Here is an 18,290-nt window from a genome sequence, read left to right as displayed (position 1 = left end):
CATCGACCTCACCTGACGGCGATGCTGGCCATCATCCCGGCGTCTTCGTGATCGAGGATGTGGCAGTGGTAGACGCTGCGGCCCGGCAGCACGGTGAACGGGATGCGGAGCCGGACCCACCCGCCTGCCGGTACGAGCACGACGTCCTGCGGTGCGCCGGTGGTCGGGGTGCCCGCGCTGTCGGCGAGGACCTCGAACGGCCAGACGTGCAGGTGGAAAGGGTGGGCCATTGGGGTGGGATTCGAGACGGTCCATTCCTCGACGGCGCCGAGGGCCACGGTCTGGTCGGTCCGGACGGGATCGTAGGCGCGACCGTCGAAGCCGAAGCTCATGCCCTGGCCACCTGAGCCCGTCCCACCCGGGCCCATCCCGCCGCCCATGCCCATGGTGAACGTGAGCCGGCGAGCTCCGGTCGTCGCGCCCGCGTCCGGCGCGGGGCCGGGCGGGAAGGTCGGCAGCGCGCTCGGAGCTCGGGCGGGGCCGCTGGTGGTCAGCGTGGCCAGGACCTCGGTCTCCCCACCGACGGCCGGCCCGCCCATCATGCCCATCGCGCGACGCGGCTCGGTGGAGGCGGTCAGCGGGAACGTGCCGGGTCGGTCGGGGCGGACGAGCACGTCGGCGCGGTTGCCGGGAGCGAGCCGGACGGTGTCCACGCCGGTGGCGGTCGGCAGGGTGATCCCGTCGAAGGCGATCCGGGTCAGCGGGTGGGCGTCGAGGTGCAGGTTCAGGGTGCGCGAGGTGGTGGCGTTGATCAGTCGCCAGCGCTGCAGTTCGCCGCTGGCGGCCGGGATGACGGGCCGATGCAGGCCGTTTAGCAGCAACAGCTCCCCCTGCCGACCGACCATGCGGGTGGCGGGGTCCGTGGCAGCGGGCCCGCCGGCGCCGAGGGTGGTGTCGGTGATGAGCAGTACCCGGTCGGCCGAGACGGCGGGCTCGGGGGCGTCGTCGACGATGAGGGCTCCGGCCAGGCCGGCCAGGAGCTGGTCGGCGACGTAGCCGTGGGCGTGTGGGTGGTACCAGAACGTTCCCGGGGGGTGGCCGTCGGGGATGGCGATGCGATAGTCGAACGTCTCGCCGGGTGCGATGTGGATGAACGGGTTGTCGGAGTTGCCCTCGGGCGAGACCCGCAGGCCGTGGGTGTGCAGGTTGGTGGGTTGGTCGAGTCCGTTGCGCAGTCGCACGGCCAGTTCATCGCCGGGCCGTAGCCGCAGGGTGGGGCCCGGGCTGGAGCCGTTGTAGCCCCAGGCCGAGGCGGGGCGCCCGGCCAGGGACGCGCCAGGTGCGGCCGTCAGGTCGACGGCGAGCTGGCCCTGGCGGCTGGCGAGTTCAGGCGGGAGACCCAGCGGCTCGCCGCTGGGCAGGACGGAGGCCGTCCGCGTGGTGTCGGAAACCCCGAGGGTCGCCCATCCCGTGGCACCGGCGGTGACGGCGGCGGCGCCGAGCCCGAGCAGCCCGAGGGCTTGTCGGCGGCTGATCGGGTGCCGGGGGGCGGAGCGCCCGGTCATCGGAGCTGGTCGCGACGGTGCTGGTAGTCGTCGTCGTCGATCTCGCCGCGGGCGTACCGCGCGTCGAGCAGCTCGCGTGCGATGGACGTGCGGTTCGCGGTCGGTATGGGGCGGCGACGCACCAGGACGATCGTCCCCACGGCGATCATGGCCAGCCCGATGACGATCAGCAGCGGCCACAGCCAACCCAGCATCGGCAGGGAACCCATCATGACAACTCCTCCTTCTTCGAGTGAGGCTGAACCGACGGGCCCTGGTCGCTGAGAGTCGGACGGCCCGACTCGACCCAGGCGCTGGTCCCGCCCGCGACGGACAACGCGTCGATACCGGTGGTTCCGAGCTGTTCGGCCGCCACGGCACTGCGTCGTCCGGACTGGCAGATCGCTGCGATCTGCGCGCCGCCTCGCAGCTCGCCGAGGTGGTCGGGGAGCTCGTCGAGGGGGATGTTGACGGCTCCTGGGGCGTGGCCAGCGGCGTACTCGGCGCGGTCCCGCACGTCGAGCAGCATCGGGGGATTCGGGTCCTCACGGGCGGCGGCGAGCTCGTCGACGGTGATCTCGCGGATGGTGGTCATCGGTGCTCCTTCGGTGGGTGGGTCAGTCGATCAGGGTGGTGAGGGCTTGGGTAGTGACGCCGGCGGCGACGAGCAGGACGAGCACGGCGAAGCCGCGGCGCAGGACGGCGGCGGGGACGCGGCGGGCGAGTCGGCCGGCGGGCAGCGAGGCGACGATGGCGGCGAAGGCGAACGCGGCGATGACTGGCCAGTTCATGGCGGCGTCGGCGTCTCCGGCGAGGAGGTAGGGAATGAGCCCGGCCGCCGAGTTGATGGCGATGACGACGAGCGAGGTCGCCACGGCGACGGGCGTGCGCAGGCCGAGGGCGATGATCATCGCGGGTACGAGCAGGAATCCGCCGCCGACGCCGAGCAGCCCGGTGAGGAATCCGACGGCGAGCCCGGTGGCGAGCGCGCGCGGCAGGCAGCGTCGCCACGCGACCCCGCCGCCGGGGAGGTCGCAGACGCCGCCGGTCTCGTCGGTGGCGCGCAGCATCCGGACCGCGGCCAGGACCATGATCGCAGCGAACGCGAGCAGCAGGACGCGCTGGTCGAACTGGTGGTTGACCACGCCGCCGAGCACCGCGGTCGGGACACCGGCGGCGCCGATGACCCCGGCCAGACGCCAGTTGACGCCCCGGCGGGCGCGAGGTGCGACCGCGACCACGGACGCCGTTCCGATGACCACGAGTGAGGCCGGGACGGCGGCGGAGAGCGGCAGCCCGAGGCCGTAGACCAGGGCGGGGACGGCGAGGATGCCGCCGCCCCCGCCGACGAGGCCCAGCAGCGCGCCGACCACGGCGCCGAACAGTGCGGCGAGCCCGAGCATCGGTCAGCGCTCCGGGGTCCGCCGCGCCACGCGGTCGAGAGCCTCGATGGGGGTGGGCTCGTTGCGGTCCCGGTTCCAGGGCAGCCGCGCGAGGGCGGCGCCCATGGCGCAGTTGTCGGTGAGTGCGGAGACGGTGAGCCCGGTGCCGATCCCGGCGGTGAGGAGCCGTGCCTTCGGCGAGATGAGCCGCCCGGCGGCAAGGCCGGTGACGACGAGCGCGCCCGCCGCGAGGCGTACCTGGCGTTCCAGGGCCCAGGCGGGTCGCCCGCGGACGACCTCACCGCCGGCGGCGTCGAAGGCGCCGACGCCGCCGGCCAGCACGCGGGCATGGGCGAGGCCGCCGGCGGCGAGGTGGCGGCGGGCCTGCTCGGCGCGGACACCGGACTGGCAGATAAGGACGACCGGGCCGCCGTCGGCGAGGTGGCCGGCCAGCTCGTCGGTGTGCTCGGCCAGGGTGGGCAGCGGCACGTGGTAGGAGCCGCGGATGTGGATCGCGTCGTACTCGGCGGCGCTGCGCACATCGAGGACGAGGGGCGCGACGCCGGCTCTGGAGGACCAGGTCGCGAGTTCCGCGCCGGTGATGGTGTCGTTCTCGGCCTCGGTCGTCAGGGCTGTGGTCGTTGGGGTGGCGGAAGCCATGGGGTCCTCTCGTGCGGCGTGATCTGCCGCGCGCTCAGCGCGCGAGGGCGGGGGCCTGGTCGTGGGCGATGGTCAGTCCGGCCTCGGTGGCGTGGGGCCAGTCGTCGTTGATCACGATCAGTTCGCGGGCGCGGCCGGGCTCGGCGGCGAGCAGGGAGGCCGCGACCGAGGCGCGGTAGCCGGACCCGCAGTAGATCCACACCTCGCCGTCGGGGACCTCGTGGCGGCGGGTCAGCATCTCGTGCAGCGGGATGTGCAGCGACCCGGCGACACCGCCGCCGGCGCGCTCGTTCTCGGTGCGTGCGTCCACCACGTTGACCGCCTCGGGATCACGGGCGAGCAGGCCGGGGAAGTCTGAGACCTGATAGGAGGCCAGCGGTGCGTCGTCGGACAGGGTCTCGAGGGGGCCGGTGGCCGCGCCGACGAGTCGGTCGATGCCGATGCGCACGAGCTCGCGGCGGGCGTCGGCGACCTGCTCGCCGGTCTCGCCGATGAGGGTGAGCTCGGCGTCCTCGGGCAGCAGCCACCCGAGGTAGGTCACGAAGGGCTGAGCGAGCTGGAAGCTCAGCGAGCCGACCAGGTGCCCGGCCGCGAACGCGGTGCGCTCGCGCAGGTCGACGACCCACTGCCCCGCGGCGATACCGGCCTCGAGGCGGGCACGCAGCTCGACGGGTCCGACCGGCTCCGGCGCCGACAGGTCGACCGGCGCGGGCCCTGCGGCGTTGGTGGGGGCCATCCGCGCGTAGTAGGCGGGGTAGGCCCCGAGCCCGGCGATCAGGGTGTCGACGAACTCCTGCTCGCCCTGGATCAGCGCCGGGTTGACCGTCCGCTGGTCCCCGACCGTGGACGCCTCACCCGAGGGCGGGGTCGCCGAGCAGAAGCTCCCGAACCCGTGGGTCGGATACACCACCGCGGCGCCGGGGAGCTCGTCGACCAGGCGGCGGACGGAGTGGTACTGGGCGTGGGTGAGCTCGACAGTGTCGGCGGGGGAGACCAGGTCGGTGCGCCCGGTGGTGCCGTAGAGCATCGAGCCGCCGGTGAACACCGCCGTCACCGCGCCCGACCCGCTGGCCTGGGTTTCGGTCAGGGCGTAGGACAGGTGGTGGTGGGTGTGGCCCGGCGTCGCCAACGGCCGCAGCCGCATCGCCCCGACGACGATGTCGTCGCCTTCGCGGACCGGGGTGCGGTCGAAGCCGACATCGTCGCGGGCGTCGACGAGGTAGGCCGCGCCGGTGCGCCCGGCGAGCTCAAGCCCCCCGGTGACGTAGTCGTTGTGGATGTGGGTCTCGGCGACGTGGGTGATCCGCACGCCGAGCTCGTCGGCCAGGGCGAGCACGCGGTCGATGTCGCGCTGCGGGTCGACGACCAGCGCGACCCGTCCGTCGTGGGCGAGGTAGCTGCGGTCACCGAGGCTGGTCGTGGCGATGGTCTGCACATCGATCATGATGGTTCCCTACCCGGTAGGGTATCTACCGTTGCTGAGTCGGTCGGGTGTCGGCGGTGGCGCCTGAAGTGTCGAGCGGTCCGCCGGTGGTCCTGCGGGTCAGGTCCGGATCAGGCCAGGGAGAGGAAGAGCTTCTCCATCTCCGCGACGTCCACGGCGCGCTCGCCGTCGTCGGTCTCGCTCATGCAGTGCCGCAACCCGGTTGCGATGATCTTGAAGCCGGCCTTGTCGAGGGCGCGGGCCGCGGCCGCGAGCTGGGTGACGACGTCCTTGCACTCGCGGCCGTCCTCGATCATGCGCACGATCCCGGCGATCTGGCCCTCCACGCGACGCAGCCGGCTGACCACATCGGTGAGCTCGGCGGCCTGAACCTGCATGGTGGACTCCCTCTGGCATGTGGGCTGACGCCCTGTACAACTGAAGGTACCCCAGGGGGTATGCCGGATAACCACGTGTCCGCAGTCACGGCGACGGGAAGGCCTCCGACGCCGGCATCATCACCCCAACGCGGAGGAGGAACGCCAAGCCATGTCCGACATCGCCCACACCGTCGAGGTCGGCCTCGACCACCCGGCGGCGGTCGAGGCCGTCACGGCAGCGCTCGCTGATCAGGGATTCGGGGTGCTGAGCACCATCGACGTCCAGGCCACCCTGCAGGCCAAACTCGGCGAGCAGATCGACGCCTACACCATCCTCGGCGCCTGCAACCCCGCGCTCGCCCACGCGGCGCTCTCGGCCAACCCGGAGGTCGGGCTTCTGTTGCCCTGCAACGTCACCGTGCGACGCGCTGAGGGTCGCACCATCGTGCAGGCCGTCGATCCCGGAGCCCTGCTTGGTGTTGCCGCCGGCAACGCAGGGTCGGACCTGGGTGAGACCGCGTCCGACGCCGGCTCCCGACTGCGAGCCGCGCTCGACAGCCTCACCACCACGACCGCGTAGGTGCCGGTCACGAGGCGGCGAACAGGGGCAGGATCAGGCCGGCGGCGACGCCGAGGACCAGCGAGAGAGTCGCGGCGGTGACCGCGCCCTGGCGCGCCGTGCGGGATTCGCTGCTCACGTCGGCGAGCTCGGGCGGCTCGTCCCGGTACAGCGGGGCGACCCATCGCAGGTAGTAGAAGAGCGAGGCCACGGTGTTGACCGCGGCGAGCACGACGAGCCAGGCCATCCCGCCGTCGAAGGCGGCAGCGAACGCGGTGAGCTTGCCGACGAACACTGCCGTGGGAGGTGTGCCCACGAGCCCGAGCAGGCAGACGACAAGGGCGGCCGCGAGCAGGGGGCGACGACGGCCGAGCCCTCGGAACTCGTCGATGGTGCGAGCAGGGTGTGCCGCGACCACGGCGAAGGCCCCGATGTTCGTGAGCGCGTAGGCGGCGAGATAGAAGAGCAGGGCCGGCTGGGCCTCGGGCGTCCGGGCCGCCACGGCGATGATCATCAACACGTAGCCCACCTGGGACACGGTCGAGTAGGCGAGCAGCCGCAGGACCGACGTCTGAGCGAACGCGGCGAGGTTGCCCAGGGTCATGCTGATCGCGGCGAGCACCGCGACCAGCAACGGCCAGGGCACGATCTGCTCGGGCACGGCCAGGAGGAGACGCCACGTCGCGGCCAGCGCACCGATCTTGGGGATGGTCGTGAGGACGGCGGCGACCGCCGGAGGCGTGCCGTCGGTGACGTCAGGGACCCAGAAGTGGGCGGGGACGGCTCCGGCCTTGAACGCCAGGCCCGCCAGCACGGCGACGAGGCCGACGGCTGCTGGCCCCGCCGCGCCCGTCACGAGCCCCTCGGGCAAGGCGTTGTAGCTCGTCGAGCCGGTAGCTCCGTACATCAGGGTGGTGCCGGCGAGCATTGTGACTCCGGCGAAGGCGCCGGAGAGGTAGTACTTCAGCGCGGCCTCGGTGGTCGCGCCCGTCTTGGCCCAGCCGGCCAGGGCGTAGAGCGGCACGCTGGCGAGCAGGAACGCGGCGAAGAGCAGCATGAGATCGCCGGTCCCGGCCATCAGCACCGCTCCGAGACCGCCGAGCAGGACGAGCGCGGTGAACTCGCTCTCGCGCGGATGCGCCGTGACGGCGTCGCGCGACCACCACAGGATCAGGGCGACGGCGACGAGCACGATCGCGCGCACCGCGTGGGTCGTCGTGTCGAGGACGTAGGTATCGAAGGTGGTGCTCGACGGCTTCGTCGCGGCCACGACCGTGGCGACCAGTCCGCCGCTCACGGCGACCAGCGCGAGGACCCGTACGCGACCCTGCCTGCGGCGCGGTGTCCACGCCCCGACGAGCACGGCGAGCACCGCCCCCGCGAGCAGCGCCAGCTCGGGGATCATTGTCGTGGGGTCCTCGTTCATCATCACCATGGCTGCTCCCCCTGACGGGGCGCTGACGGCGCCGACTCGGCCTTCACCGGGCCACCAGCTCGTTGACCGCCCGCGACGCGGGCTCGACCAGGTCGAGAAGGAATCGCGGTACCAACCCGATCACGGTGGCGAGCACGAGCAGCGGGACGACGGCCGCGAGCTCGCGAGCCCGGAGGTCGGGGAGGGGACGCGGCGTGCCGGGTGCGTCGGGGTAGCGCAGCTCGCCGAGCAGCATCCGGGAGAGAGCCACCAGGAACAGCCCGGCGGTGAGGAGGATGCCGACGACGGCGATGGCGGTCGCCACCGGCGTCGCACCCAGCGCGCCGGTGAAGATCTGGAACTCGGCGATGAACCCGGAGAAGCCGGGGAGCCCGAGTGAGGCGAAGGCCGCTACCGCGAACAGGCCGGCGAACCGCGGCGTGCGCGCCGCCAGGCCGCCGTAGGCACCCATGTCGTAGGTGCGGCCACGTTCGTGCAGCGCGCCGGCGAGCAGGAACAGCGCCCCGGTGATCAGCCCGTGCGACACCATCTGGGTCACCGCGCCCGTGGTGGCGAGCTGCCGAGCCTGCGCATCGGTTTCGGCGACCAGGCCCGCGGCGCCGACGCCGAGCAGCACGTAGCCCATGTGGTTCACCGAGGTGTAGGCGATCATGCGCTTCAGGTCGGTCTGGGCGAGCGCGACCAGCGCGCCATAGATGACCGAGACCACGCCGAGCACCACGACCACACCGGCGAACTGCCGCCACGACGCCGGCAGCAGCGGCATCGCGATGCGGACGAAGCCGTAGGTCCCCATCTTGAGCAGTACTCCCGCCAGCACGGCCGAGCCCGCGGCCGGGGCCTCGGTGTGTGCCGGCGGCAACCAGGTGTGGAAAGGCACGAGCGGGGTCTTCACCGCGAGCCCGACACCGATGGCGAGCAGCGCGGCTCCGGCCAGTGGGCCGCCGGCCGCGAGCGGGTTGAGGACGGCGAGCGCCGGGATGTCGAAGGTGTGCGGGGTGGCCGCGAGGTAGATGAGGATGAAGCCCAGCAGCAGCGCGAGCGAGCCCAGGAAGGTGTAGAGGAAGAACGTCAGAGCCGCCGAGCGGGCGCGCGAGCCGTGACCCCAGCCGGCGATGACGAAGTACATGAACACGATCGACAGGTCGAAGAACAGGAAGAACAGGATCAGATCCAGGGCGACGAAGACCCCCACGCTCACGGTCTGCAGGGCCAGGAACAGCAGCACGTAGGACTTCGGACGCCGATCCTCGCGCAGCGAGTAGATCGCTGTCGCGATGAACACGACGACCGTCATCGCCACGAGCGGCAGCGAGAGCCCGTCGACCCCGAGGTGGTACGAGATGCCGGCGCTCGGGATCCACGCGACCTGTTCGACGAATCCGTAGCCGCTGGTGGGCAGCTGCAGCCACATGACGGCGACGAGCACCAGCTGCACGAGTCCGGTGACAACCCACGGCACGGTGTAGCGGCGCGTTGTGCTCGTGGCCGGCAGCGCGCTGAGCGCGAGCGCGACGACGACGGGAAGGAACACGAGGACGGAGAGCACGGTCAGCTCACCCCGATCAGGAGCACGGCGAGGGCGGCCAGCACGCCGAAGGCGACGGCGGCCTGGGCGTAGTACTGGTGCAGCTGACCCGTCTGGGGCCGGCGGGCGGTGCGGCCGAGGGCTCGGGCGCCGGCGGCCACCCCGTCTACGCCCCGGTCCAGGCCGCGCTCGAGGTGGCGGTCGACCTCATCGGCGGTACGCGTGACGCCGCGTCCGGCTCCGAGGACGACGCGGTGGTGGAGCGAGTCGTCGAGGCGGGCGAGCAGGGCGGCGAGCCGCAGCGTCGGCCGGACCGCAGCCACGAGAGCGATCTGCTCGAGGTGCAGCCACGAGAGGAGTGCCGCAGGGGCCGGGAGCCGGCCGACCACGCGCCACGTCACCCCGAAACCGATGACGGCGATCGCTCCGGAGGCGACCAGCTCGAGAACGGTCGGCTCGGGAGCCGGCCGGAGGATGTCCGGGCCGAGAGCGAGCAGCCCCGCGCCTGCCGCGGCCACCGCGAGGGTCACGGCGACGACGGCCTGGACCCGCGCCCCGGCACGTCCGACGGTGCCGTCCCGCACGGTGGGAGGCGACGGCCGCCACACGAACCACACGGCCTTGGCGGCGTATCCAGCCGAGACCAGCCCGGCGGCCAGACCGACGATGTAGAGCGCAGGGCCGCTCGCCGCCGCGCCCGCGAGGACGGCGTCCTTGCTCACCCACAGACCGGTCGGTGGCACTCCGGCAAGGGTCCCGGCGCCGACAGTGAACGCTGCGCCGAGGACGGGGTATCGGCGCGCGGCCCCCTGGAGGCCGTCGAGTCGGCGGGTGCCGACCCGCACGAGCCACGCGCCGGCTACCAGGAAGAGCAGGCTCTTGGTCGCGGCGTGCGCGACGGTCTGGAGGACGCCGCCAGGCACGGCGCCGACCCCGGCGGCCAGCACCATGAACCCGATCTGCGCGGACGTCGAGGCGGCGAGCAGTTGCTTGAGATCGCTCTGGGCGAGCGCGACGAGGCCGAGCAACAGCGCGGTCCCCACGCCGACCCACGCCACCAGGGGCCCGGCCCACCCGGTCGCATCGAGGCCGGCAGTCGTCCGCAGGAGCAGGTAGGCCCCGGCGGCGACCATCGTCGCGGAGTGCAGCAGCGCCGACACCGGGCTCGGCCCGTGCATCGCCCCGGAGAGCCAGAAACTGAACGGCAGCTGCGCGGACTTACCGAGCGCGGCGACCACGATGCCGGCGACCGCGAGGTCCCGCCACCCACCGGCCACGTCGGGCAGCGCGTCGATCGCGAGCGTCGACACGCCGCCCGCGAGCACCGCACCTGCGGCGAGGTAGAGCCCGAGATCCGCGGTGCGCGTGGTGAGGAACGCGGTTTTCGCGCCGCGGGCCGCCGCGGGGTCGCCGGTGTGGTGGGCGATGAGGGCCCAGCTGACTGCGCCCATCACCTCCCACGCGGCGAGCAGCGGCGGGAGCGTGGTCGCGGTGACGGTGGCCAGCATCGCGGCCGCGAAGACGAGCACCAGGCCGACGAAGCGTCCCGACCCCAATGCCGGATCGCCCGCGGCGAAGGCCAGCACCGCAAGCAGGGCGAGCGCGACGAGCACGACCATGACCGCCGAGAGGTCGTCGACCGCGAAGCCGACGGCCACGCCGTCGAAGAGCGGCAAACGAGCCTGCGGCCGCCGGAGCGCGGCGGCCACCGCCAGGCCCACGGTCGCCGCGGCGATCGTGAGTCCCACGGGGACGACGAAGCGCAGAGGGCGCACCACGATCAGCGCGATCCCGGCCGCGAGGGGGACGAGCAGCAGGGCGCCGAGGAGAACGCTCATGGTCAGCCCCGCAGCTCGGCGGCGTCGTCGGTCATGTCGATGCGCTTCGCGCGATAGATCGCGGTCGTGACCGCGAACCCGGCCGCCATCTCGATGGCCATCGCCGTGACCACGATGACGATCAGCACCTGGCCCTCCGTGCCGGCCGGCGCCAGGAAGTACCAGAACGCCGCCGCCCCGAGGATGACCCCGTTGAGCAGGAGCTCGAGGCCCATCATGAGCATGACGATCGACTGCTGGGTCAGTGCCCCGAACAGCCCGACGGAGACCAGCGCCGCGGCGACGACGAGGAAGGCCTGCAGGTTCATCGCCCGACCCCGCCCCGGTCCCGGTCGTCGGACTCCGGCGCGTCGAGCTCGTCGCCCAGCCGGTCGTAGCGACCTCGGCCGGCGGCCAGCACGACCGTGCCGACGATCGTGGCGAACAGGGTGACCCCCAATGTCATCATCGTGAGCATCTGACCGCTCATGAGGCTCTCGCCGAGGGCCATCGTGAGGTCTGGTGCCGGCGCGCCGCCTCGGACCGGCCAGTCCACGAGGAGCGCACCCCCGGCGAGCGCGACGAAGGTGGTCGCCGCGATGACGGCGGAGCCGCGGGTGTTGTGGAACATCGACATCGGCATGAGCCCGGCCGGGTTCATCATGTACATGATCATGAAGACGGCCATGACGACCATTTCGATGACCATCATCAGCACGATGACCACGCCGAGGTACTGCAGTCCGGTCATGAGGACGAGGCCCGCGACGGCGAGGAACGAGAGCAGCAGCAGGAACGTCGCGCGCGCCATCGAGTCGACGCGGAAGACCAGCGCGCCGGCCACGACGGAGATCACGGCGAGGACGACGAACAGGGCTGTCGTCATCGGAGGCCTCCTTCGCCGAGCGCGACGAGGGTCACGACGAGGGCCTGGGCGATGGTGGCCGGCGTGAGGACCACCAGGGAGAACTCGGTCCAGCGCTCCATGCGGATGGTCGGAATCCGGTGGCGCAGCGCAACGAGCGCCGCGAGCACGGCCAGGGTCTTCACCAGCACCCAGGCCCAGGCCGGCAGCCACGGGCCGTGGCCCCCGCCGAGGAACAGCGGCACCGCCATGGCCGCCGCCGCGACCAGCAGGAGCCACCGTCCGGTCATGAAGACGAGCCTGTCGACCCCCCCGAGCTCCGCCGCCGCCCCGCCGGCGATGTCGCGGCCGACGGGCGCGCCGAACGGGCCCCAGAACGCCATGGCCGCCACGCTGAGCAGGAAGGCCACGAACGCCACCGGCATGATCACGACGAACCACAGGCCCTGCTGGGCGGCGACCACGTCGGTGACGCGCAGGCTCTGCGCTCCGACCGCGGCCGTGATGAGGGCGAACATGTGCGGGAGCTCCCAGGCCAGACCCTGTGCCACGAACCGGTAACCACCGATCAGCGACAGCGTGCTGTTGGCGCCCCACCCGACCAGCCACACCGCGGCCCACGCGAACACCTCCATCGCGTTGAACCACACGATCCCCGCGCCGAGATCCGCCACGGGGCGCAGCCCGAGCGGGAGAACCACAGCGGCCAACAGCGCGGCGATCGGGAGGACCGCGCCACCGACGCCGCGCAGCAGCTCGTCGGAGGCCACGCCGCGCCGGCGTTGCCCGACGAGCAGTCGGAGGGCCTCGCGCCCGGGAAGTGCGGCGGCGACGGTCCAGGGCACGGGGCGTCCCGCCGCCCGGCCGGCGGCGACGGCGTCGGCGGTGACGGCCGCCCACGTGACGGCGAGCAGGAGGGCCGGCAGGAGGACCGACCCGCCGAGTGGCAGTGCGACGCTCACGACGCACCCTCCTGTTCCGTGGGCCGCGTCCGAGCGGGCTGTGGCAGCGGGTCCGCGACGGCGACGATCAACCTCGCCGCGGCGAACTCGGCGCCGACCAGTCGGGCGTCGAGCGCCGCGAGGTCGATCGCGACCGGTGCCTCTCCGCCGCCCCCCGCGGCGGCGGCCCTGGCCGAGAGCAGCTTGTCGTCGAGGGCCTCGAGGAGCTCGCTGCGTCCGGCCTCGCCGGAGCGGAGCATCCACCGCAGGAGCCGCGACCGCCGGACCCGGCGGCGCAGGTCGTCGAGCTCCTCGAGAACGCGCGCGGTGCTGCTCCCGCCGAAGAGCAGGGCGTCCCGCAGTCCGCGAGCTCGCGCGGAGGGGCCTTCCCAGCAGGCGAGGGCAAGGACGCGCGCCGCGGAGTCGAGCGCTCGGGCCGCGTCGGGCAGGCGCTCGGTGGCATCGAGGTCGTCGAGGTCGACGAAGCGCGAGCGTGCCTCGTGGATGACGTCGCCCTGCAGGACGACATCGACGACCAGCCCGCTCGGCCACTCCGGCAGCACGGGACCGAGTGGGACGTGGAGCTGATCGAGGGCGAGCCCGTCGCGGTCCTCGCCCAGGTCGGCCATCGCCAGCCCGCCGGGGAGCTCCATGTCGCCGCCGTGGTGATGCCCGCCGTCGTGGTCCTCGTGCCCGGTGTCCTGCTCGTGGGAGGTGTCGTCGTCGTGCGCGTCGTGGTGGTCGTGCGCGCCGGACGGGTCGCTGGGGCGGTCCCAGCGGAGACCGTCGCGAGGCGCCCCAGCCCTTTGGGCCGGGAGATCCTGCAGGACGGTCACAGCATCGTCGAGCGCTGTGGTGACCTCGTGTTCGTTCCGGACGTCGAGCCGGGCGCGGGGTGCGGGCACCGTTGCCCACACATCGTCGACGACGGCCCTGAGCTCGGGCCCGGGATGGCCGATGACGACGAGGACGTCGGTGTCGGCCGGTGCCATCGCATTGGTCCAGTGGCGGCGGTCGACCTCGTGCTCGACGCGCGCCCGGAGTCGATCGGTGCCGATGCCGCCGATGATCAGGACGTGGGGCCGTCGGGCGGCGACGCGGAGGAGCGCGTTCCTCAGGTCCATCGGAGGGCCCCCTCGCGCCAGGCGTAGAGCACGCCGGCCATGAGGAGCGCGAGGAAGCCGAACATTTCGACCACCGCCGCCGGACCCATCTGGGCGACGACCAGGGTCCAGGGGTACATGAAGATCATTTCCATGTCGAAGGCCAGGAAGACCATGGTCACGACGTACCAACGGACGTGGAACCGGGAGACGGGGTGCTCGAGCGGCGGCAAGCCGCCGGCGTGCGGCATCACGTTCGTCAGCGGCGGTGCCACGCTGAGAATCCGCGCCAGTGCCCGCACTCCGGCGACCAGCAGTACGCCGATGGCAAGCAGCACGAGGGCCGGTGTCAGCTCATCCAAGACGGCTCCTCTCTGGACCGCTTCTGACAATACCCCTAGGGGGTAGCCGTACCACGAGAAAGATAGGGGGTAGGGGTATCATAAGCAAGTGTCCGTGAATGTCGCCCTCGCCCTGAATCCTCTCCGCTTGACTGATTGATACAGCCTCTAGCTGCATCTTCGTCCCGTAGTGGCGCCGTCCAGGCATCGCCCGCAGGACGCCGGTTGACAAAAAACCCCCAGGGGTATGTTCGAGGTCAACGAGAGGAGCCCGGTGATGAACGGTTACACCGCGGAGAAGGACGCGTACCTGAAGCGGCTGCGCCGCATCGAGGGGCAGGTGCGCGGCATCGCCAAGATGGTCGACGACGACAAGTACTGCATCGACATCCTGACCCAGGTCTCTGCCGCGACCAGCGCCCTCGAGAACGTCGCGCTCGGCCTGCTCGACGACCATCTCAGCCACTGCGTGGCCGAGGCAGCCGCGCAGGGCGGCGACGTGGCGAACGAGAAAATCTCCGAGGCCAGCGCAGCGATCGCGCGACTCGTCAAGTCCTGATCGCTCTCGAGAGGGACGGCGCTGTTCGTCCTTTCCCGCCGGCTCTGCGCCCGCCCGCCTCGGGCAGAAGCGCGGACCGATCCACCTGACCGTCATCGGGCGGTCGACGAGAACGGAGACGACCCATGAGCGAGACCAGCACCTACACCGTGACCGGTATGACTTGCGACCACTGCGTCGCTTCGGTGCGGGAAGAGGTCGGAGAAGTTCCTGGCGTGTCGGGCGTCGACGTCGATCTCGCCACCGGTCGTGTGGTCGTGACGGCGGCGAGCCCGGTCGACGACGACGCGGTCCGGGCCGCGGTGGAGGAGGCCGGCTACCAGCTCGAAGGCTCGGGGAGGACGTCGTGAGCACCACGAGCCCGGAGAGGACGGAGCGTTCGACGGCGTCCGGCGATTCCTCGGAGGGTCGGGCGACCGAACGTCCCTCATGGCGATCACGGCTCGATCGCCCCGCTGTCCGTCTCCTCGGGTTCGCCCTCGCGCTGGTGCTCGCCCTCGCCGTGGGCGGAGGCATCGCCGCGGTCGCAGGACCCACCCCGGCTCCCGCGGCAGCGCTGCCACCCGCCCCGGCACCGACGCAGGGGCCGATCGGGCCCGGCGCCCCTGCCGCAGGAAGCGACGTCAGCGGCCTCGCCGTCTCGCAGGACGGCTACACCCTCGACATCCTCGCCACCCCGGGGCAGGCAGACAGCTCCGGTGAGCTGGCGTTCCGCATCCTGGGCCCGACCGGTGCACCCGTGACCGCCTTCACCCCGACCCACGACAAGCCACTGCACCTGATCCTGGTGCGACGCGACCAGAGCGGCTTCCAGCACCTCCACCCGGTCATGGACCCGTACGGCACCTGGCGCACCACGACGTCCCTCGCCGCCGGCGATCACCGGGTGTTCGCGGACTTCGCGCCGGACGGGCGCAGCGAGGCGCAGACCCTCGGCCGTGACATCGCGGTCGCCGGTACCTACCGCCCCGTGCCCCTGCCGCCCCCGTCCACGACCGCCACCACCCCGGACGGCTACACGGTGACGCTCACGGGCGCCCTCGTCCCCGGCACCGAGAGTCCCCTGTCCTTGTCGGTCTCGCGGGACGGAGCTCCCGTGACGGACCTGCAGCCCTACCTCGCCGCGTACGGCCACCTCGTCGCACTCCGCACCGGCGACCTCGCGTACCTGCACGTGCACCCCACCGGTAACCCCGGCGACGGCCGCACCGCAGCGGGGCCGACGATCGAGTTCCTCGCCGAGGTGCCCTCGGCCGGTCCCTACCGGCTCTACCTCGACTTCGCCCATCAAGGCGTCGTCCGGACAGCGGAGTTCACGGTCGTTGCTGCGGCCAGTCCCGGGACGCCGGTCGATGCCCCGAGCGGCCACAACGAGTCGGCTACACCGCATGGCCACTGATCACCCACCATCGACTGTCGAGCACGGCCTCTCCGAGGCTTCCCAGGAAGGACACGCGGGATGAGCACCGCCACCGAGAACACCGGCGCGGCCGCCCCAGACACCGTCGGCGCATCGCCCGAGCAGCACGACACCCCGACCCCACAGGTCGAGCTCGTCCTCGGCGGCATGACCTGCGCCTCGTGCGCGAACCGCATCGAGCGCAAGCTCAACAAGCTCGACGGAGTCCGGGCGACGGTCAACTTCGCCACCGAGAAGGCACGCGTCGCCGTCACGTCCGACGTGAGCGCCCGCGATCTGATCGGCGCGGTGGAGGCGGCCGGCTACACGGCGTCCGTCCCGGCGCCGCCGTCGGCGGCGGAAGCCAACGGCACCGAGGCCGAGGGGAACCGCGGAAGCGAGGCGGACAGCCTGCGGACCCGGCTGCTCGTCTCCGTCGTCCTCTCGATCCCCGTGATCGTGCTGGCCATGGTGTCAGCGGTGCAGTTCATGTACTGGCAGTGGGCGTCGCTCGCGCTCGCCGCCCCGGTGATCGTGTGGGGCGCGCTGCCCTTCCACCGCGCCGCGTGGGCCAGCCTGCGCCACGGCACCGCGACCATGGACACACTGATCTCGCTCGGCACCCTCGCCGCCTTCGGCTGGTCGCTCTACGCGCTCTTCCTCGGCACCGCCGGCGTGCCCGGAATGGTCCACCCGTTCGAGCTGTCCATCGCACCGACCGACGGTGCCGGCAACATCTACCTCGAGGTCGCGGCCGGGGTCACGACGTTCATCCTCGCCGGCCGCTGGTTCGAGGCCAGGGCCAAGCGCCGCGCCGGAGCCGCCCTGCGCGCGCTGCTCGAGCTCGGCGCCAAGGACGTCGCGGTGCTCCGCGACGGCGTCGAACGCCGGATTCCGGTCGAGCGACTGGCCGTCGGCGACCGCTTCGTCGTCCGACCTGGCGAGAAGATCGCCACCGACGGCGAGGTCGAGGACGGCACGTCGGCGGTCGACGCCTCGATGGTCACCGGTGAGTCGGTGCCCGTCGAGGTCGGGATCGGTGACGCGGTCATCGGTGCGACCGTGAACGCGGGCGGTCGTCTCGTCGTCCGTGCGACGCGGGTCGGTGCGGACACCCAGCTGGCCCAGATGGCGCGTCTGGTGGAGGACGCCCAGACCGGCAAGGCCGCCGTCCAGCGTCTGGCCGACCGTGTCTCGGGCGTCTTCGTCCCGATCGTCATCCTGCTCGCGGCCGCCACGCTCGGTTTCTGGCTGGTCGCTGGGGTCGGGGCGGCGGCGGCGTTCACCGCAGCCGTGGCGGTCCTGATCATCGCCTGCCCCTGCGCGCTGGGCTTGGCCACACCGATGGCGTTGATGGTCGGCACCGGTCGGGGCGCAGCGATGGGCATCCTCATCAAAGGCCCGGAGGTCCTCGAGTCCACCCGTCGTGTCGACACCGTCGTCCTGGACAAGACCGGCACGATCACCGAAGGCCGCATGTCGCTGGTCGACGTGCACCCCGCTGACGGCGAGGACCCCGCACAGGTGCTCCGCCTTGCCGGCGCCCTCGAGGACGCCTCGGAGCACCCCGTCGCCCGGGCCATCGCAGCCGCGGCGCGCGGGCGCTCGGACCGGCCACTCCCGCCCATCGAGGAGTTCGCCAACGACGAGGGACTCGGGGTCCACGGCACCGTCGATGGCCACGCCGTCCTCGTCGGGCGGCCGCGCCTGCTGGAGGACTGGTCGGTGGCCATGCCGGCGGACCTCGCCGGGGCGAAGTCGGACGCCGAGGCCCGCGGACACACCGTGGTGGCGGTGGCGTGGGACGGCGCGGCGCGCGGTCTCCTCTCCGTCGCCGACACCGTCAAGGAGGGAAGTGTCGAGGCCGTGCGCGGCCTGCGTGCTCTCGGCCTGACCCCGGTCCTGCTCACCGGCGACGCGGAGCCGGCCGCTCGTGCCGTCGCGTCCGAGGTCGGCATCGACCGTGAGCGGGTCATCGCCGAGGTCATGCCTGCGGACAAGGACGAGGTGGTCGCACGCCTCCAGAAGGAGGGCCGGGTCGTGGCCATGGTCGGCGACGGTGTCAACGACGCCGCCGCGCTCGCGCGCGCCGACCTGGGGTTGGCCATGGGCACCGGCACCGATGTCGCCATCGAGGCCAGTGATCTCACCCTGGTGCGCGGAGACCTGCGGGCCGCAGTCGAGGCCATCCGGCTCTCCCGCCGCACACTGTCGACCATCAAGGGCAACCTGTTCTGGGCGTTCGCCTACAACACTGCAGCGCTGCCCCTGGCTGCTGCGGGGTTGCTCAACCCGATGCTCGCCGGTGCGGCGATGGCCTTCTCCTCGGTCTTCGTCGTCGCCAACAGCCTCCGTCTGCGGCGATTCCGCGCTCGCGCCGCCGCGTGACCCGACCGGACGCCCGCTCGGAGACG

Annotated in this window: 20 protein-coding genes; 5 read left to right on the top strand and 15 right to left on the bottom strand. The window is 72.3% G+C overall.

Translation table 11 applies throughout. The features are described 5' to 3' along the window. Positions 1 to 8 precede the first annotated feature (8 nt). The 7 genes from PH189_RS04230 to PH189_RS04200 form a co-directional block, all read right to left on the bottom strand. On the bottom strand, positions 9 to 1,505 hold the full coding sequence (locus tag PH189_RS04230; RefSeq protein WP_274187500.1) for a multicopper oxidase family protein: 1,497 nt from the start codon (positions 1,503 to 1,505) through the stop codon (positions 9 to 11). Next, positions 1,502 to 1,717, bottom strand: coding sequence for an SHOCT domain-containing protein (locus PH189_RS04225; RefSeq protein WP_274187499.1), 216 nt, complete (start codon positions 1,715 to 1,717; stop codon positions 1,502 to 1,504). Before PH189_RS04225 ends, PH189_RS04230 begins: the two co-directional genes overlap by 4 nt. Beyond that, a complete protein-coding gene (locus PH189_RS04220; protein WP_274187498.1) occupies positions 1,714 to 2,079 on the bottom strand; it encodes a rhodanese-like domain-containing protein in 366 nt (121 codons plus the stop codon). The genes PH189_RS04225 and PH189_RS04220 overlap by 4 nt, the downstream gene beginning before the upstream one ends. A 22-nt stretch (positions 2,080 to 2,101) precedes the next feature. Further along, positions 2,102 to 2,887 carry a sulfite exporter TauE/SafE family protein gene (locus PH189_RS04215; protein ID WP_274187497.1) on the bottom strand — a complete coding sequence of 262 codons (786 nt, stop codon included), beginning with the start codon at positions 2,885 to 2,887 and terminating at the stop codon, positions 2,102 to 2,104. Positions 2,888 to 2,890: 3 nt separating this feature from the next. Beyond that, a complete protein-coding gene (locus PH189_RS04210; RefSeq protein WP_274187496.1) occupies positions 2,891 to 3,526 on the bottom strand; it encodes a rhodanese-like domain-containing protein in 636 nt (211 codons plus the stop codon). 34 nt (positions 3,527 to 3,560) lie between these two features. Next, the gene (locus PH189_RS04205; protein WP_274187495.1) at positions 3,561 to 4,970 is read right to left on the bottom strand and encodes an MBL fold metallo-hydrolase; all 1,410 of its coding nucleotides are present in this window, start codon (positions 4,968 to 4,970) and stop codon (positions 3,561 to 3,563) included. Positions 4,971 to 5,080: 110 nt separating this feature from the next. Then, positions 5,081 to 5,347, bottom strand: coding sequence for a metal-sensitive transcriptional regulator (locus PH189_RS04200; protein ID WP_274187494.1), 267 nt, complete (start codon positions 5,345 to 5,347; stop codon positions 5,081 to 5,083). A gap of 151 nt (positions 5,348 to 5,498) precedes the next feature. Between PH189_RS04200 and PH189_RS04195 the strand changes: the two genes are divergently transcribed. Further along, on the top strand, positions 5,499 to 5,909 hold the full coding sequence (locus tag PH189_RS04195; RefSeq protein ID WP_274187493.1) for a DUF302 domain-containing protein: 411 nt from the start codon (positions 5,499 to 5,501) through the stop codon (positions 5,907 to 5,909). Between the two features lie 7 nt (positions 5,910 to 5,916). On the opposite strand, the gene PH189_RS04190 is transcribed toward PH189_RS04195, so the two are convergent. The 8 genes from PH189_RS04190 to PH189_RS04155 are packed head-to-tail and all read right to left on the bottom strand — an operon-like array spanning position 5,917 to position 13,939. Next, positions 5,917 to 7,323, bottom strand: coding sequence for an NADH-quinone oxidoreductase subunit N (locus PH189_RS04190; RefSeq protein ID WP_274187492.1), 1,407 nt, complete (start codon positions 7,321 to 7,323; stop codon positions 5,917 to 5,919). 43 nt (positions 7,324 to 7,366) lie between these two features. Next, positions 7,367 to 8,872: a complex I subunit 4 family protein gene (locus PH189_RS04185; RefSeq protein ID WP_274187491.1), complete on the bottom strand. Its 1,506-nt coding sequence runs from the start codon at positions 8,870 to 8,872 to the stop codon at positions 7,367 to 7,369. Positions 8,873 to 8,874: 2 nt separating this feature from the next. Then, positions 8,875 to 10,689 (bottom strand): NADH-quinone oxidoreductase subunit 5 family protein, encoded by a 1,815-nt coding sequence (locus tag PH189_RS04180; RefSeq protein WP_274187490.1) that lies wholly within the window; start codon positions 10,687 to 10,689, stop codon positions 8,875 to 8,877. Positions 10,690 to 10,691: 2 nt separating this feature from the next. Continuing rightward, positions 10,692 to 10,997 (bottom strand): NADH-quinone oxidoreductase subunit NuoK, encoded by a 306-nt coding sequence (locus PH189_RS04175; protein WP_274187489.1) that lies wholly within the window; start codon positions 10,995 to 10,997, stop codon positions 10,692 to 10,694. Next, complete coding sequence (locus PH189_RS04170; RefSeq protein WP_274187488.1) at positions 10,994 to 11,554, bottom strand: NADH-quinone oxidoreductase subunit J; 561 nt, start codon at positions 11,552 to 11,554, stop codon at positions 10,994 to 10,996. The genes PH189_RS04175 and PH189_RS04170 overlap by 4 nt, the downstream gene beginning before the upstream one ends. After that, positions 11,551 to 12,495, bottom strand: a complete 945-nt coding sequence (locus tag PH189_RS04165) for an NADH-quinone oxidoreductase subunit H (protein WP_274187487.1) — start codon at positions 12,493 to 12,495, stop codon at positions 11,551 to 11,553. Before PH189_RS04165 ends, PH189_RS04170 begins: the two co-directional genes overlap by 4 nt. Then, on the bottom strand, positions 12,492 to 13,598 hold the full coding sequence (locus PH189_RS04160; protein WP_274187486.1) for a hypothetical protein: 1,107 nt from the start codon (positions 13,596 to 13,598) through the stop codon (positions 12,492 to 12,494). Before PH189_RS04160 ends, PH189_RS04165 begins: the two co-directional genes overlap by 4 nt. After that, the gene (locus tag PH189_RS04155) at positions 13,589 to 13,939 is read right to left on the bottom strand and encodes an NADH-quinone oxidoreductase subunit A (protein ID WP_274187485.1); all 351 of its coding nucleotides are present in this window, start codon (positions 13,937 to 13,939) and stop codon (positions 13,589 to 13,591) included. The genes PH189_RS04160 and PH189_RS04155 overlap by 10 nt, the downstream gene beginning before the upstream one ends. Before the next feature lie 256 nt (positions 13,940 to 14,195). Between PH189_RS04155 and PH189_RS04150 the strand changes: the two genes are divergently transcribed. From PH189_RS04150 to PH189_RS04135, 4 genes are all read left to right on the top strand, one after another. Beyond that, positions 14,196 to 14,477: a metal-sensitive transcriptional regulator gene (locus PH189_RS04150; protein WP_274187484.1), complete on the top strand. Its 282-nt coding sequence runs from the start codon at positions 14,196 to 14,198 to the stop codon at positions 14,475 to 14,477. A gap of 125 nt (positions 14,478 to 14,602) precedes the next feature. Continuing rightward, positions 14,603 to 14,827 carry a heavy-metal-associated domain-containing protein gene (locus PH189_RS04145; RefSeq protein ID WP_274187483.1) on the top strand — a complete coding sequence of 75 codons (225 nt, stop codon included), beginning with the start codon at positions 14,603 to 14,605 and terminating at the stop codon, positions 14,825 to 14,827. A gap of 137 nt (positions 14,828 to 14,964) precedes the next feature. Further along, a complete protein-coding gene (locus PH189_RS04140; protein WP_274187482.1) occupies positions 14,965 to 15,876 on the top strand; it encodes a hypothetical protein in 912 nt (303 codons plus the stop codon). 168 nt (positions 15,877 to 16,044) lie between these two features. Beyond that, complete coding sequence (locus tag PH189_RS04135) at positions 16,045 to 18,264, top strand: heavy metal translocating P-type ATPase (protein WP_274187588.1); 2,220 nt, start codon at positions 16,045 to 16,047, stop codon at positions 18,262 to 18,264. The last annotated feature ends 26 nt before the right edge of the window (positions 18,265 to 18,290 follow it).

This window comes from Actinomycetospora chibensis, from assembly GCF_028737215.1.
Taxonomy (GTDB): Bacteria; Actinomycetota; Actinomycetes; order Mycobacteriales; family Pseudonocardiaceae; genus Actinomycetospora; species Actinomycetospora chibensis.
Note: the sequence above shows the minus strand (reverse complement) of the source record. Positions and strands in the feature narration are given on the sequence as shown.